The following is a 15,445-nucleotide window of genomic DNA, read 5'->3' as shown; positions in this document are numbered from 1 at the left end:
CCGGCGCGTTCTGCTCGTCAGAAACACGGTGGATCGACCAAACAATTCTGTTTTTCGCCGCGTCCGGCTCACTCTGCCGGCGGGCGCACCCTGCCGGCTAGCTGCCGACTGCCTCGTCGAGCGGGGCGCGGAAGGCCCGAACGAACTCGGCCAGCAGGCGCTGGTCGCCGCCCACTGTCACGGTTCCGGCCGCAAGCGCCGCCTGTGCATCGCCATCGGCGAGGAGATCCCACAGTCCGGATCCGCCGACGAAGAGCTGCGCGTGCGGATCGGCGCCTTCGGCCAGGTCGACACCGGTCGCGGACACGGCGGCGTGCGCGATGGCCGGGCCCGCGGTCACCTCGACGGTGAATGGCTCGACTGCGTCCCCCGTGCGGGACGTCATCAGTGCGGCGGCCAGGGAGCTGTTCGTCGGCGCCTCTCCCTCTCGCGGGGCACCGAGGCGGCGAGAGCCCCATCGTCCGAGTCCGATGAGCACCGGCCCGAGGTCATTGCCGTAGTCGCTGAGCCGGTAGACGACGTGGCGCCCTTCGAGGCTGCGTTCGACGATCTCGCTGGATTCGAGTTCTCGCAGCCGGGTGGTCAAGAGGTTCGACGGGATTCCGGGGATGCCCTGACGCAGCTCGTTGAAGCGTTTCGGCCCGATGAGGAGGTCACGGAGGATGATGAGCGACCACCTCTCCCCCAGCACCTCGGCTGCCCGAGCGAGGCCGCAGTACTGTCCATACGATTTCATGATTGACAGTGTAACCACATCGGTTCATTATTGAAATAGTAGTTCAGTTTATGAACCATTCAAGAATTGCTGTTCGAGCATCACTGCACTGAGCCACACACACTCAACGAGGAGTACATCATGAGCCGCACAGTCATCGCCGCCCTGTTCCAGTCACTCGACGGCGTCGCATCGGACCCGTTCAACTTCCAATTCGATTCCTTCGACCAAGAGATGGGCGAATGGATGACCACAGCCATCGGAGGAGTCGATGACTGCCTCCTCGGCCGGGTCACCTATCAGGAGTGGGAGAACTACTGGCCGAGTCACACCGAGGGCGAAGACTCGCCGTTCGCCGACTTCATCAACGCGACGCCCAAGCACATCGCTTCGACGACTCTGCGGTCCGAAGATCTCAGGTGGGAGAATTCGAGCCTCATCGACGGTGACCTCGTCGAGTTCGTGCGTGGTCTCAAGGCGGCCGACGGTGGGAAGATCGCCGTGGAAGGTTCCATGTCGGTGGTCCGTCAGCTCGTCGAGGCGGGGCTCGTCGATGAGCTGACTCTGGCGATCCATCCCGTCGTTGCGGGCAGCGGACGTTCACTCTTCGAAGGCGGAGCGACGACTCGGCTGGAGCTGCGCGATGTGCAGCGGACGAGCAAAGGCAACCTGCTCACCACGTACGGCCCCCGGCGCACATGACGTAATCGCGCCGAGGCAACGGTGGAACGCCGAGGCAACGCTGTGTGCACAGTGGTCTCGGCGCTCAGCCGCTGTCTCGGTGCTCAGCCTCCGACCTGCGGCGATGAGGTCGCTTCGGGAGCCTCGGCGTCCTCAGCCGCGGGACTCGGCCGCCTGGCGGCGTTGCGGGTAGGCGAAGGTTGCCCAGCCGAGGGCCACGGCCCAGACCGGGAACAGCAGCGTCGGACCGATCGTCGCCCACCAGCTGTCGGCGAAGACCTCGGCCGGCCCGGCGAAGACGGTGCGCATCAGGCCGATGCCGCCGGTGAAGAGTGCCAGGGGCACGATCGTCGCGGGGATCGTCGCCAGCGTGATCGGCAGGCGCCTGCCGCCCAAGGGACCCAGCCATGCCGGCAGGCGCTCGCGGCAGGTCAGGGGTGGTGCCCGCTGCGGAGAATTCCTCGTTACGACATCCATCCGCGGTCGGGAGGGCTCCGAATCACCGGTGACAATGACCATTCCGTCGAAAGGACCGTCATGACCACGCCGCGTTCCGCTTCACCGTCCGACTCCCAGTCATCGCGCACCGCCACCCTCAGGCAAGGAGGGCGCACCCCAGTGCAGGTCGTCGCCGGCATCTTCGGCGCCGTGTTCCTGCTTGTCGGCATCCTCGGCTTCATTCCGGGGATCACCGCAAATCTCGGGACCATCATGTTCGCCGGGCACCATTCGGAGGCGGCTCTGCTGGGCATCTTCCAGGTCTCCGTGCTCCACAACGTCGTCCACCTGCTCTTCGGTATCGTCGGCCTGCTGGGCCTGCGCTCACGCGGGCTGGCGAAGAGCTACCTCATCGTCGGCGGCATCGTCTACGCGGTGCTGTGGATCTATGGACTCGTCGTGCCGATGGAGTCGATGGGCAACTTCGTCCCGCTCAACACCGCCGACAACTGGCTGCACTTCGTCCTCGCAGCCGCGATGATCACGACGGGGTTCGTCTTCGGCCGCAAGTCACGAGGCTGATACCCCGAGGCCGAACCCGTGCCGTGCCCGAGGCTGGCACCGCGCTGGGGCTGGGTCCGCCAGGGCCGGCACCGCACTGGGGCCGGCCCCGCGCAGTGGCGGCCCGGCCATCGGTACGAGCCCGTGCGGAACGCGTTCGTATTCGTCGAGGAAAGCGAGTTTCTCATTGATGGTTAAACGTGGGCGGTGTTGCTTGGCCATGACTTTCACCTATTCCCCACCTGCTGTGTCAGGCTGTCTCACTACAGCCTGACACAGAGGGTGTGCGCCGTTGTCTCGGCGCGGCGCCGTTGTCTCGGGCGGCAGACACAAACAGCAGTCACATGATCGTGACCCTGACGATCCCGCCGATCATCACGGCCAACAGCGCCGCGGCCGGGATCGTCAGCAGCCACACACCGAACATCGGCACGAAGTAGCGGGCCCGAGCGTGGCCCTTCCGGCCCGCGTACTGGGTGCCGAGGATCGACGACCCGAGCACGAAGGTCAGCGACACCGGCACGCGCATGACCAGGGCCGCAATGTACATGAGCACCGAGGCGGCCCCGTCGGCCACGGCCGATTTGAGCGGGTCGAGTCGGACCATCCGCACCGACAGGGTCCGCACCACTCGCCAACCGCTCAGCCCGGTGCCCACTGCCAGCGCGGCGGCGATGAGGATGCGCACCGGCCATGAGATGTCGACGACCGAGAGACCATCCTGCGCGGTGGAATCGGCCGCGAGGATGGCCACCATGACCAGGGCCGCGACCTTCTGTGCATCCTGGACGCCGTGGACGAGTGACAGCGAGGCCGTGAGCACGGAGTCGACCATGCGAGCACCTCTGAACATCGGTTTCGCTGGTGTCGAGGCCAGCAGCTTCGACACCAGCAGCGTCAGCGCCCAGGCCAGAGCGAATCCGAGAATAGGTGAGAGCAGCAGCGGCCACACCACGGAGTTCATCGCCTCGGCACCGTTGACCGAGAACCCGAAGACCACGCCGGCGCCGAGCAGACCGCCGATCAGACAGTGCGTCGAAGACACCGGAAGCGCGAGGAAATAGGTGAACAGACTCCAGATCGTCGCTGCGACGAAGGCGATGAGCAGACAGGTGAGGATGAGGGAGTCCGAGCCGGTGAACAAGACGATCTGGTTGGCCACGACGAGGGCGATGCCTTCGCCGAGCAGCGCCCCGATGAAGTTGAAGACCACGGCCAGGCTGAGCGCCCAGCCCGGTTTGAGTGCACGCCCGACAACGGCGTTGCCGATGGTCAGAGCAGCGTCGTGGAAGCCGTTCGAGCCGGCGAAGATCACCGCGGCGATGATGACACCGGCCAACAGCACCTCCACGGACTACGACTCCTTGATCGCGATGGCGGCGACGACCTTGCCGAGCTCGGTGAATCCGTGGGCGGCCCGGACGAACGCCTGCCCGAGCTGGGAGACCGCGGCCATGTAGGTCAGCCCTCGTTTGGAGTTCGGCACCGCATCCGACATTCGCCACTGCAGGGTCTCGACCTGGTACGTCAGCCGATTGATCGCATCGACATAGTCCCACTGGTCGAGCTTGCCCGGCAGCCGACTGATCAGGCGGGAGGTGTGGTCGGTCTGGTTCGACAGCACCGCGAGGGTCTCCGGGACACCGGAGGGCAGAGGATCGAACGCCTCGGAGGCGAGGACGAAGCCGACCCCGTGCAGGCGGTGGCAGATGTCGCGCATGTGATGGCTGAGCAGGTACAGGTCGTTGCGGTCGAAGGGGGTGATGTAGTTCTCCCGCAGTGCCCGCAGCATCGCGCCCATGTCTTCGTCGGCCTTGTCCCCGATCTCGCGGAGGCGGTCGGCGACGTCACGGCGGGTGCCGACATCGATGCCGGAGAGTTCGGCGAGCACCAGATTGCATTGCCTCATCTGAGAGACGAGATCGGACAGCCGCTCATAAAAGACAGTGTCCTGCGGTACTCGCTTGAGCCGCATGCGCTCCTCCTGCCCGGGGCCCGGTCGCGCCGGACGAATGTGCATGATGCCTCAATGATATGTGCCGAACGCTGGACCGAGAGCGCCTCTCGGCGGAAGGCCGCTCGAAGCGGCTGAATTTGGAGCCCGGGGCTTCAGCGATCCAGCGTCCGGTGGCCCGAAGGCCACCCCCTACGATACTCGTTCACACTGATGAGTCCACCGCCGAGGCGGCCCTTCGTGCGTTGATAATCTCACAGTCCCGATGATGGCCGGGCAGGAATACGATCCCGAGGTCGGCGAGACGGAAACGAGCGTGTGTGAGATGGTCGGGGCCACCTCGGCGAGACTGCTTCCGGGGGTCACCGGTCAGTCGAGGCCGCCTCGGCGATGGGCGACTGCGGCGTCGGTCAGGTCCTGGGAGAGTCGGCGCAGTCGGGTGCCCGTGTCCGCGTCGTCGGTGCCTTCGGCGCAGATGCCGACGAACGCGGCGGCGCGCAGCAGGGCGATGACGACGTCGCCGCGGAAGGCCCCGGCGAGGATCTCGTCGATCGCGCGGGCGACCTCGTCGGGGCCGGCGGGGAGCTCGACGCCGGCGAGGATCTCCTCGTAGCCGATGCCGCGGTCGATGCGACGCTGTCCGTCAGAGAACATCTCGGAGAGTTCGCGAGGCGCGGTCCTGATCCACTGGCGCAGGGCGTAGAGGCGCCAGAGGGCACCGGGTGCGGAAACGGCGGGGGCGGCCGACCACATCTCGGCGATGAGCTCGAAGCCGATGTCATCGGCGAGGTCGATGAATCGCCTGGTGGCCGCCTCGTCGCGGTTGCCGTCGGCATCACCGAGGAGCAGGGCAGCGGTGGCGTGGGACGTTTCGGAGCGGGAGACGGGGTCGTCGGAGGCGCCGACGGAGTCGAGGTCGGCGAGGGGAACGGGGCGGTGGAAGGGGCGCTGTGTCATCGTCACGGCAGTCTAGTCCCTGCAAGTGTGCGCCGACCAGGGCGCAGGTCACAGTCCGGCTTTCGTTCGACGGTCAGGATCCGCTCGTTCGACTCACAGTGGTCGCTACTAAGCTTGGCAGTGATTCGCGTCTGCGACCCGCAGGTGCGAGTGACCGAAACGAGGAGGAACTCTCGTGACAAAATCATCAGTGGCGAAGAAGGGCATCGACAAGGCGGCGCAGCTCGCGGTCAACGACGATGGCACCCTCAATCCCCGCGCCCAGTCGATGTTGTCGCGTCTGCTGTCCGTGCAGCGCCCCGTCGCCCTGGCCTATGTGCGCAGTCTGCGCCGCAGGCACCCCGATGCGACTCCCGAAGAGCTCATCAAGATCATTCGCCGTCACTACCTGACGCTCACGACCTCCGGCGGAGCGGCCGTCGGTGCCACCGCGGCCGTCCCCGGGCTCGGCACGACCGCAGCTCTCGGCGTGGCAACCATGGAGACCGGAGGATTCCTCGAGGGCACCGCTCTGTTCGCGCAGTCGATCTCTGAGATCCACGGGCTGCCGGTCGCCGATGCCAAGCGTGCGAATGCCCTCGTACTCGGCCTCATGCTGGGCAAGGACGGGAAGAACCTCGTTCAGCGTTTCAGCAAGAAGAACGGCGGCGTGGATTCCATGCTCGGCAGCTGGGGCTCCACGGTGACCAAGCAGCTGCCTGCTCCCCTGGTCGACCTGCTGGTGCGCAAGCTGCGGAAGACCTTCATCCGCAAGTTCGCCGCACGCGCCGGCGGCTCTCTCGTCGGCCGGCTCCTGCCCTTCGGCATCGGCGCTGTCATCGGCGGTGTGGTCAACGCGCAGATGGCTCGACAGGTCGCGAACGAATCGAAGGAGGCCTTCGGTGCCGCACCCTCGGTCTTCCCGATCGAGACCGACCCCGAATACGTCGCCCCGAAGAAGGATCGCAGGCTGCTGTCGGGGCTGAAGTACGTCTCCGCGTTGGTCGGGAAGCTGAAGAAGGACAAGGCCATCGAATCCGACGTCATCGAACCGACCGACCCGGACGATCTCGAGTCGCCGGACGCTCTGCCTCGGACCGACGGCGGTGAGGATCGCCCCGAACTGGAGAAGTGATCGTCAGCGTTCTGCAGTGATCTGCACGACGCTGATCCGAGGGACTCTCGGAGCGGGGCCGACGGTGATGAGAGTCGCCGTCGGCCCCGCTCTTATGCTCCTGAGTCTGGTTTGAGTAATGAGGTCGCGAACCTCTAATATGAGTGAGTCTCCAACTGCTTGTCGCGGGCTCTGTCCTGCGGTCGTGTTGGGGCGGGGCCTCTAGCTCAGTTGGTAGAGCAGCGGACTTTTAATCCGCGGGTCGTGGGTTCGATCCCCACGGGGCCCACCGATGTCGAGAGAAGGCCTCACATGAGTGCGAACTTCGGGAGTCCGGCCCACGCCGGGATCCAGGACCACGCGAACGGGACACTGCGCAACGGACAGCTGCTGCCCCCGGCCCCTGCGAGTCGGCGGCGATGGGCGAGAGTCCTCGACGCCGTCTTCGTCCTCGCGCTGACCGCTCTCATCGCGACTGCGGCGCTCTCGCTCGAAGGCGCCGGCGTCGTCTCGATCGATGCCGCCACGGCCGCGGCGCTCATCAGCTACCCGTTCGCTCTCCTCGTCTTCGGGGCACTCTACGGCTGCACGGTCTCCCCGGGCCAGGCGCTGACCGGAGTCGTCTCACTGCAGAAGGACCTCGGCCGACGCGTGGGCTTCGGGAGAGGGATGGGCCGCTACCTCGCCGTCGGGTTCTTCCCGATCGTCATCGTGCTGGTCATCTGGACGATCCTCGACGCACCGACGATCGACACGGTACCGATCCGGGTCTATCGTCGGGTCCCGCAGACCCGGTAGTCGAGATCGCCGACAGTCCGACGGTCATGCCCGATCCTCAGCTCCCGGGCCTCCCATAGGCCTCCAGAAGGCGCAGCCAGACTTCGCTCATCGTCGGATACGACGGGACAGCGTGCCAGAGACGCTCGATCGGTACCTGACCGACGACCGCGATCGTGGCCGCGTGGAGCAGCTCTGCGACGTCCTGCCCGACGAACGTCGCCCCGATGACGACGTGCCGATCCTCGTCGATGACGAGCTTCGCCCGCCCCGCATACCCATCGGCGTGGAGAGCGGCACCGGCGACCCCGCCGAGGTCGACTTCGACAGCAGCGACGGCCAGTCCCTGCTCACGAGCAGCCGCCTCCGTGAGTCCGATACTCGCGATCTCGGGATCGGTGAACACGACGTGCGGGACCGCCGCATGATCGGCACTCGCAACGTGGCGTCCCCAGACTCCGTCGTCGACGGGACCGCCGAGGATCCGCGCCGCAATCGCCTCTCCGGCCGCCCGGGCCTGGTATTTGCCCTGGTGGGTCAGCAGGGACCGGCCGTTGACGTCGCCGACGGCGTATAGCCAGTCGGTGCCCTCAACGAGCATCGTCTCATCCACGGTCAGTCTCTCCGTGAGCCCCACCTCGGGGAGGCCGAGGCCGTCGGCGTCGGGACGACGCCCAGTCGAGACGAGGATCTCCTCGGCCTCGATCGTGGAGCCGTCGTCGAGGACGGCACACACGACTCCGTCATCGCCACGATCCACGCGACTCGGTGACGCCCCGAGGCGGACGTCGACTCCCGCCTCGGCGAGGCCCTGTTCGAGCATCTCCCCGACGAACGGCTCCTCCCTGCCCAGCAGCCCGCTGCGCGCGACGACCGTGACAGCGGATCCGAGTGAGGCGAAGGCGGAGGCCATCTCGACACCGGCCACCCCGCCGCCGACCACGATGAGGCGCGGGGGCACAGCCTCCGCCGACGTCGCCTCCCGCGTCCCCCACGGATGTGCCTCGGCGAGGCCGGGAACGGGCGGCAGGATCGGCACCGAACCGGTGGCCAGCGCCACAGCTCGCGCGGAATAGGTCCGCTCCCCCACCCGTACACTGCGCTCACCGGCGAGTTCACCGCGGCCGCGGATGAGGTCGATGCCCGCGCCCTCGAGCCAGGCGACCTGCCCGGCGTCCTTCCACCCGCTGGTGAAGGAGTCGCGCCGGGCGAGGACGGCGGGGACGTCGAGGCTGCCGGCCATGGCTTGACGGGAACCGTCGACGCGGCGTGCCGCACGCAGAGCCTGACCGCTGCGCAGCAGCGCCTTCGAGGGCATACACGCCCAGTAGGAGCATTCGCCGCCGACGAGCTCGGATTCGACGACTGCGGCTCTCAGCCCGCGCTTCGTCGCATAGTCGGCGACGTTCTCACCGACAGGGCCGGCACCGATGACGATGAGGTCGTAGTCGGGGTGCTCACTGATCGTCGTCATGGGTGCCTCTTTCGCATCGTGTGGGTCGATTCCTCGTCCTGCTCAGTGGTTCCTGCCGCCTCCGCGTCGACTGCGCCGCTCACCCCGAGGTCAGCGACTGTGTCCCGACGACGCCGAGCAGTGCCAGCTTATCCGCAGTTTCGGTGCCCTCGAGCGGGAAGAACACGAGCAGCGAGATGTCGTCATCGGGTGTGAGCAGAACTTCGCACCGGAACTCGAGCAGGCCGATGTCCTTGTGGATGAAGTTCTTGACGTCGGTCCGTCGGATCGCGACGTCGTGACGCTCCCACAGCTGTGCGAACTCGCTGCTGAGGTCGATGAGATCGGCGACGAATTCCCGCACCTGCCGGTCCCCCGATCGGCGCGCGAACGTGGCCCGCAGGTCACTGACGTGCGCCGCAGAGATCCGATCCCAGTCCTCCTGCGGCATGGGTCGCGACTGCGGATCGTCGAACCATCTCCAGATCAGGTTCCGATCCCGGCCCGGTCCGACGGGCAGGTCGGCGAACAGAGCCCGCCCCATGTGGTTCTGCCAGACTACCTCGCCGAGGTCGGTGATGATCACAGCGGGTACGTCGACGAGACGGTCGGCCACGGCGATGAGCCCCGGACGGATGTGCCCGTCGCCACCGCGCCGCGGGACCGGATGACCCGCGAGATGCAGCAGGTGATCTCGCTCATCCCTATCGCATTGCAGGGCTCGGGCGACCGCAGTGACCACAGACGCCGAGGGCGTCGCTCCGCGACTCTGCTCGAGTCGGGCATAGTAGTCGACGGAGACACCTGCCAGCATCGCCACCTCTTCGCGCCTGAGCCCGGGGGTGCGTCGCCTGGCCCCGCCGCCGAGGCCGACGGCATCGGGACGCAGGCTCTCGCGACGACGGCGAAGGAAGTCCGCGAGTTCCAGGCGATCAGTCATCCGCCCATTATCCTCCCTCGGCCATGGCCCATCCAGGTACAGGTTGTCCGTGGATCAACTGAGCCTTCCCGCCGGGGTGGTTCCCCACCAGACTCGAGTCCATGACAACACACAGCGAAACACGGGCCATCGACCACCGCCGGCTGGGAACCGCAGGACCCTTCGTCACCTCACCGGGCCTCGGCGCCATGAGCATGTCCGGCGCCTACGGACCTGCTTCCGACGAGGAGGGCACCGCGGCTATCCGCACCTACCTCGACGCTGGTGGGAACCTCATCGACACCGGCGACTTCTACGCAGCCGGCCACAACGAGATGCTCATCGGGCGAGCACTGGCGGAACGCGATCGCGACGACGTCATCCTGTCGGTGAAGTTCGGCGCGGTGCTCTCACCGGATGGAGCCTTCATCGGCTTCGATTCGCGGCCCGACGCAGTCCGCAACTCTCTGTCCTACTCGCTGCGCCGCCTCGGCACAGACCATATCGACATCTACCGCCCGGCACGACTCGACCCGAATGTGCCGATCGAAGACACCGTGGGAGCCATCGCCGAACTCGTCGAGGCAGGGTACGTCCGCTCGATCGGACTGAGCGAGGTCGGTGCGGAGACGATCCGCCGCGCGGCCGCCGTCGCCCCGATCAGCGATCTGCAGATCGAATACTCACTGCTCACCCGTTCCATCGAGTCGAACGGGATCCTCGACGCCTGCCGCAAACTCGGCATCGGAATCACCGCGTACGGGGCACTCGCGAAGGGGATGTTCGCGGGCAAGACCGACGGGAACCGCGCGATGTTCCCCCGGTTCCAAGGGGAGAACCTCGTCCACAACCAGGGGATCACCTCGGCGCTGGGCGAACTCGCCTCGGCGAGGGGGATCACACTCCCCCAGCTGGCGATCGCCTGGGTCGCAGCGCAGGGTGAGGGAGTCGTCCCGGTCGTCGGATCGCGGACGCCGGACCAGGTCAGGGCGACCCTGTCCAGCACCGAGGTGCAGCTGAGTTCCGATGATCTCGCCGCCGTCGCCGAGGTGCTGGCGGGCACAGAGGTCCGGGGGGACCGCTATCCCACGGCTCTCATGGCTCAGTTGGACAGCGAGCGCTGAGGACGGCAGCCGCCGAGGCGGCTCCGCCCAGCGCTCGAGGCGCGCTCGCGCGCCTACTCGAGCGAGCGGCCGCCGAAGACCTGCTGGAGCGGGATCGATCCGTCCTGCCACGGCGTGAGGATCCAGACGACGACGTACGCGCCCAGTCCGATGACCGGAAGCAGGAACGAAGCGAGGACGAGCAGGCGCATCAGCCAGACGTTGATGCCGGTCACCTCGGCGAGGCCGCCGGCGATGCCGCCGAGGATGCGGTCGGGACCGCGGCGGAAACCGATTTTGCGGATGGAGTCGAATAGTGAGTTCATGTCTTCGACTCTACTGATCCGCCGTCAACGCGGCACTAGTGCTGACCGTCGAGGCCGATTGAGGAAAACCGGAATCCGCGCCGATCCAGTAGCGGCGTTTCGGCGGTCCATCACTGTTGTCGCGCACGTCCTCGAGGACTCCCCCGCGCCGTTCGATCACACTTGCCGAGGCGATGTTCGTCTCATCGCACGTGACGAGCACGCTCTCGACTCCGGCCGAGCGCAGCCGTTCGACCGAACGTGTCAGGATCTGCTGGGCGTATCCTCGGCGACGGAATTCCGGGGCGACCGCATATCCGACGTGCCCGCCGAACTCGAACACGAAATCGTTGAGTTCGTAGCGGATGGACGTGCGTCCGACGGGTTGTCCGGCCACCTCGGCGATGAGGAATTCGGCCCGTACTCGGTCAGGTGGGAGGTCGATTCCGCGGGCCTCGCGGGCGATCGTTGAGAGGATGTCGTCCCACGACCCCTCGGCCAGGAGGAAACTGAAGTCTTCGGCCCGCAGCTGCTCATGGAACTGCTGCAGGGTCGCCTCGTCGTCGCGGTTCGGTGCGCGCAGCAGCAGCTCGGCAGTCATCGGTTCCTTTCCGCTGGTGCCATCGGCTCGTTGTCGTCGACTCCTCATTGTCGCTGATCGATCAGATCGGGCTGGGAGCGTTCCGGGCGGCGGGCGAAGTCGGGGGCATGCTCAGGGGTGATGCCCATTCCGAGAATCCGGGCGGGGATGACGGTGAGCGCGGGAAACTTCTTGAGCAGCCATTCCAACGCGGCGGGCGGGTGGATGTCGCCGCCGTGATGGACGACGGGTTCGACCATGCGGTGGATGCCGGCCTGCAGGAGCTCGACGGCCTTCGTCGTCAGCAGTCGGCGACGCTGTACTCGGCGCAGCTGCCTCGGACTCACCGTGCCGGCGCGCAGTGATTCAGCGAGCAGTCGGGCCGTCGCAACGCCGTCCTGGACGGCGAGATTGACCCCGACTCCGCCGAGCGGGCTCATCGCGTGCACCGCATCGCCGATGCAGAGCAGACCGGGGACGAACCACCTCGGCGCTTCGTTGCGGCGCACGTCGAGGAGTTTGACGTCGTCGAAGTCGATCGCCCCGACATCGTCAGCGAGGGCCGGGAAAGTGGCAGCCACAGCATCGCGCAGCGCTTCGATGCCCTCGGCGCGGAGGCGTTCGTCAGCGCCCTTGGGAATGAGCCGGGCCATCTGCACATGCCCGTCTCGCGGAATCGCGACGAAGACGTTTCCACGCTCGGATCGCGGGGCGACGGAATCGGGAAGCACCGCCTCGGTGTCGATGCGGAACCACCACACGTCGATCCCCGAGTGAAGTTCGCGAACGGGCAGGCCCGCCTCCTCCCTGGCGATCGACCACCGCCCGTCGGCAGCGATGACGAGCGGGGCGCGCAGCTCGTGCACGGACTCCGGACCGTCGGTCTCGTCCGGCCCCTGCATTCTCACGCCGACGACCCGAGCGCCGGGCCCGTCGTTGGGCAGACTGCCGTGCCTGTCGGCGGGTGGGCTGCCGGGTGGGCTGCCCCGTTCGCCGACTCTCTCGTCCTCCCAGATCAGGGAGGTCATCTCGGCACCCATCCGCAGGTCGAAGCCCGGTTCGTTCCTCCCCGCTTCCGCGAGCAGATTGAGGAAGTCCCACTGTGGCGCGATGGTCATGAAGGGATGGGGAGCCTTCAACCTCGAGAGGTCGCCGAGGACGAAGTCCTTCCCGGACCGGTCCATGAGGCTGATGTTGGACACCTGGCGATGCGCGATGCGGGCAAACCGGTGGTAGAGGCCGAGTTCGTCGAGCAGCCGCAGCGTCGACGGGTGAACTGTGTCGCCGCGGAAGTCGCGGAAGAAATCCGCATGCTTCTCCAACACGACCACTTCCACGCCCCCGCGTGCAAGCAGCAGCCCGGCGACGACTCCGGCCGGACCGCCTCCGGCGATGATGCAGTCAACGTGCTCGGTGTCGGCCATGGCACCCTCCTCGATTCGCGACTCGAAGGACTCACCCACCAGCCTAACCCTCGCGGTGGACAGTCGGTATGGGGCGAGGGGAGTGGGACGTCGGACATGGGGAGTCAGATGCGGCAGGAAGCGCCGGCATTCATACTCCGGTCCGTGGCATCCCTCCGGCCATCTTCTCCGTGACGTCGAAGCGTTCGCGGTAGCGGCCGGTGAGCAGGCACCACTGCGAATACAGTGCGGTCGAGGAGTTGAACACGAGCAGTGTGAGCGGATAGAGCAGCCACTGCAGCCACATCGTCAGGCGGCGTTCGCGGGGAACGTGGATCGGCCGCGGAGGCAGCAGCGCATTGAACACGAGGACGGAGACGACGAGCCCGATCATGCCGATCTGCTGCACGATGCCCACCGTCATCGGCATGCGCTCCACCACCGAGGTGACCTGCCCCGTCTGCGCGGCCACGGCGAAGGGGATCCAGCCGCCGATGGCGATGATGATCGAGATCGAGGCGAGGCTGACGTGGCCTTCGAGCAGGGAGAAGAACCGGAGGACTCCCGGCCAGAACGGGGACCGGGCATCGGGGGCGAAGACCCGCACCCCGACATAGGGCACATCGGAGGCGCCGTAGGACCAGCGGCTGAGCTGTTTGAATTGGGCGACCATCGTGTCCTTGAACGTCCCGGCCTGCACAGCGTCCTGGAAGATCGGGACGTGGATGGGCACGACCCGGTAGTCGCCGTCGAAGTGGAACCAGCTGCGCCAGTACTGGTGGCCGTCCTCGACGATGGTCCGCTTCGACCAGAACCCCATCTCGACCAGGGCGGTGAGCGGCTGCGCATGGGAGGCGAAGTTGCGCAGGGCAAGCCGGCGAACCGTCGTCGTGAGGTTCCAGAAGCAGTTCGCGCTGGCGACCACCCGTGACGGTGCCGGAACGTCCCAGATGTTCGTGATGTAGAGGCTGATCGGCTGGAACGACAGCCGCTCCCGGTCCGGTGCGATCGCGTATTCGTAGGCGACGCAGTCGAAGTAGGACTCATGCGGGATGTTGTCGCAGTCGAGGCTGGTGACGATGACCCGGCGCGGGTCGATCGCCTGCTCGCGCACCCATTCGGCCAGGCGGTGTCCGGCGAACGTGATGTTCGCGCCCTTGCCGGCGATCTCGTCGGGCAGGTCGGCCGGATGTTCGACGAGGACGAAGGCTCCGAAGCGGTGCCCGTATTCGGCGGAGAGGCGGCGGGCGGTCTCGGCCATGGCTGGACCGCCGCGCTCCTCGTGGGCGAAGAAGACGAGGAGCTGTTTCGGTGACGTCGACGTGTGCAGCAGGGTGCGGATGGTGTCGGCGATGACCGGGTACGGCTCGTTGTACGCGGCCACGACGACCGCATGGAGCAGGGTCGAGGGACGCATGATCGATCCCGGATCGCCGGTGATCTGCTCGACAAGCACCTTATGCTCGGCAGCACGGAAACCTCCTCGCGGATGCGCCAAGGAAGGGCGCCCATCCATGGCCCGCTCGAGATCGGTCAGGCGGGCGGCCCAGTCCACCCGGGCGGCACGCCGATAGCGGAGGAACCCGCGGGTCACGTCGATCGCCCCGAGCATGGCTCGGGCGAACATCAGCCCGACGATCGAGAGAACATAGACTGCACCGACCATCGCATCGATGAACGGAAGAACGAAGACGAGGCCGACGGCGGTGAAGCTGATGATCGCCGGCAGCGCCTCGAAGAACCGGTACGCGGGAGTGCGCGGTCCCAGCGGCAGTTCGAGATCGTCGGAAGTCTGTCGAGGACGTGGTCCCTCAGAGGGAACTGGTTCAGACGCAGACTGGCGATTGGTTCTCACTCTGTCGATCCTGCGCGCCGAGGCTGGCCGCTGGTTTGTGCGCAGGTGCAGGTCAGATGAATATTTCGTGCCGACTACCAGTCAGAGGAGTCGCCCGACAGCATGTGTTGTCCGGTAGCCTCCTGTTATGGCCCATATCATCCGCACTCCCGTCCCCGACGATGCCGCGGCCATGGCGCGTGTCCACGTCGACACGTGGCGCGAAACGTACCGCGGGCTCATGCCCGATGACCTCCTCGACGACCCCGAACTCATCGAACGGCGCAGTCAGATGTGGACGAATGTCATCACCGAGGCGGACCCGCACAAATACGCCTGCGCCGTCGCCGAGTCCGACGGCCGCATCGTCGGCATCGCCATGGCCGGTCCCCCGGAGGCGGACGGCGGGGCTGAGGACCGACACCTCTACATCCTCTACGCCTACCGTGCGATGCACGGCACGGGCGCCGGTCAGGATCTCCTCGACGCCGTCGTCGATCCCTCCCTGACGACGGCACTGTGGGTGGCCGACCCGAATCCCCGCGCCCAGGCGTTCTACATCAAGAACGGCTTCGTCGCCGACGGCACCGTCAAAACCGATGATTACGACGGGGTCCGCGAAGTGCGGATGATCAGGGCTTGAATTCGCCTCAGGTCACGCGAAGCTCGAAA

General features: G+C 66.6%; 17 protein-coding genes and 1 tRNA gene. 7 read left to right on the top strand and 11 right to left on the bottom strand.

Annotation, left to right across the window (positions count from 1 at the left end):
- Positions 1–97: 97 nt before the first annotated feature.
- Entirely contained in the window at positions 98–736 is a 639-nt protein-coding gene (locus HK401_RS00575; protein ID WP_181272723.1) for a winged helix-turn-helix transcriptional regulator, read from the bottom strand.
- A 120-nt stretch (positions 737–856) separates the two neighbouring features.
- On the opposite strand from HK401_RS00575, the gene HK401_RS00570 reads away from it, so the two are divergent.
- On the top strand, positions 857–1,417 hold the full coding sequence (locus tag HK401_RS00570; RefSeq protein WP_181272722.1) for a dihydrofolate reductase family protein: 561 nt from the start codon (positions 857–859) through the stop codon (positions 1,415–1,417).
- 132 nt (positions 1,418–1,549) lie between these two features.
- Here the strand turns inward: HK401_RS00570 and HK401_RS00565 are convergent, their stop codons facing one another.
- Positions 1,550–1,873 (bottom strand): hypothetical protein, encoded by a 324-nt coding sequence (locus tag HK401_RS00565; protein ID WP_181272721.1) that lies wholly within the window; start codon positions 1,871–1,873, stop codon positions 1,550–1,552.
- 60 nt (positions 1,874–1,933) lie between these two features.
- On the opposite strand from HK401_RS00565, the gene HK401_RS00560 reads away from it, so the two are divergent.
- On the top strand, positions 1,934–2,416 hold the full coding sequence (locus tag HK401_RS00560; protein ID WP_181272720.1) for a DUF4383 domain-containing protein: 483 nt from the start codon (positions 1,934–1,936) through the stop codon (positions 2,414–2,416).
- Between the two features lie 319 nt (positions 2,417–2,735).
- Here HK401_RS00560 and HK401_RS00555 read toward each other — a convergent pair whose 3' ends face one another.
- From HK401_RS00555 to HK401_RS00545, 3 genes are all read right to left on the bottom strand, one after another.
- Positions 2,736–3,746 (bottom strand): inorganic phosphate transporter, encoded by a 1,011-nt coding sequence (locus HK401_RS00555; RefSeq protein ID WP_181272719.1) that lies wholly within the window; start codon positions 3,744–3,746, stop codon positions 2,736–2,738.
- Between the two features lie 3 nt (positions 3,747–3,749).
- Positions 3,750–4,304 (bottom strand): DUF47 domain-containing protein, encoded by a 555-nt coding sequence (locus HK401_RS00550; RefSeq protein ID WP_258233891.1) that lies wholly within the window; start codon positions 4,302–4,304, stop codon positions 3,750–3,752.
- 414 nt (positions 4,305–4,718) lie between these two features.
- Positions 4,719–5,306 (bottom strand): hypothetical protein, encoded by a 588-nt coding sequence (locus tag HK401_RS00545; protein ID WP_181272717.1) that lies wholly within the window; start codon positions 5,304–5,306, stop codon positions 4,719–4,721.
- Positions 5,307–5,481: 175 nt separating this feature from the next.
- Here HK401_RS00545 and HK401_RS00540 point away from each other — a divergent pair, with 175 nt between their 5' ends.
- The 3 genes from HK401_RS00540 (at position 5,482) to HK401_RS00530 (ending at position 7,197) form a co-directional block, all read left to right on the top strand.
- A complete protein-coding gene (locus HK401_RS00540) occupies positions 5,482–6,420 on the top strand; it encodes a hypothetical protein (protein WP_258233890.1) in 939 nt (312 codons plus the stop codon).
- Positions 6,421–6,615: 195 nt separating this feature from the next.
- Positions 6,616–6,688 (top strand) — tRNA-Lys (locus HK401_RS00535).
- A gap of 23 nt (positions 6,689–6,711) precedes the next feature.
- Positions 6,712–7,197: an RDD family protein gene (locus HK401_RS00530; protein WP_181272716.1), complete on the top strand. Its 486-nt coding sequence runs from the start codon at positions 6,712–6,714 to the stop codon at positions 7,195–7,197.
- A 37-nt stretch (positions 7,198–7,234) separates the two neighbouring features.
- Here the strand turns inward: HK401_RS00530 and HK401_RS00525 are convergent, their stop codons facing one another.
- Entirely contained in the window at positions 7,235–8,650 is a 1,416-nt protein-coding gene (locus HK401_RS00525) for a dihydrolipoyl dehydrogenase family protein (protein WP_181272715.1), read from the bottom strand.
- Positions 8,651–8,729: 79 nt separating this feature from the next.
- Entirely contained in the window at positions 8,730–9,569 is an 840-nt protein-coding gene (locus HK401_RS00520; protein ID WP_181272714.1) for a helix-turn-helix transcriptional regulator, read from the bottom strand.
- 101 nt (positions 9,570–9,670) lie between these two features.
- Here HK401_RS00520 and HK401_RS00515 point away from each other — a divergent pair, with 101 nt between their 5' ends.
- On the top strand, positions 9,671–10,672 hold the full coding sequence (locus HK401_RS00515) for an aldo/keto reductase (protein WP_181272713.1): 1,002 nt from the start codon (positions 9,671–9,673) through the stop codon (positions 10,670–10,672).
- 53 nt (positions 10,673–10,725) lie between these two features.
- On the opposite strand, the gene HK401_RS00510 is transcribed toward HK401_RS00515, so the two are convergent.
- The 4 genes from HK401_RS00510 to HK401_RS00495 form a co-directional block, all read right to left on the bottom strand.
- Positions 10,726–10,977 carry a PspC domain-containing protein gene (locus tag HK401_RS00510; protein ID WP_181272712.1) on the bottom strand — a complete coding sequence of 84 codons (252 nt, stop codon included), beginning with the start codon at positions 10,975–10,977 and terminating at the stop codon, positions 10,726–10,728.
- Positions 10,978–10,987: 10 nt separating this feature from the next.
- On the bottom strand, positions 10,988–11,557 hold the full coding sequence (locus HK401_RS00505; protein ID WP_181272711.1) for a GNAT family N-acetyltransferase: 570 nt from the start codon (positions 11,555–11,557) through the stop codon (positions 10,988–10,990).
- A 44-nt stretch (positions 11,558–11,601) separates the two neighbouring features.
- Positions 11,602–12,960, bottom strand: coding sequence for an FAD-dependent oxidoreductase (locus HK401_RS00500; RefSeq protein ID WP_181272710.1), 1,359 nt, complete (start codon positions 12,958–12,960; stop codon positions 11,602–11,604).
- 130 nt (positions 12,961–13,090) lie between these two features.
- Positions 13,091–14,794, bottom strand: coding sequence for a glycosyltransferase family 2 protein (locus HK401_RS00495; RefSeq protein WP_181272709.1), 1,704 nt, complete (start codon positions 14,792–14,794; stop codon positions 13,091–13,093).
- A 127-nt stretch (positions 14,795–14,921) separates the two neighbouring features.
- Here HK401_RS00495 and HK401_RS00490 point away from each other — a divergent pair, with 127 nt between their 5' ends.
- A complete protein-coding gene (locus tag HK401_RS00490) occupies positions 14,922–15,416 on the top strand; it encodes a GNAT family N-acetyltransferase (protein WP_219921632.1) in 495 nt (164 codons plus the stop codon).
- Positions 15,417–15,445: the final 29 nt, after the last annotated feature.

The sequence above is a fragment of the Brevibacterium oceani genome, assembly GCF_013623835.1.
Lineage (GTDB): Bacteria > Actinomycetota > Actinomycetes > Actinomycetales > Brevibacteriaceae > Brevibacterium > Brevibacterium oceani.
The sequence above is the reverse complement of the archived record's forward strand: the minus strand, read 5'-3'. Positions and strand labels throughout refer to the sequence as shown.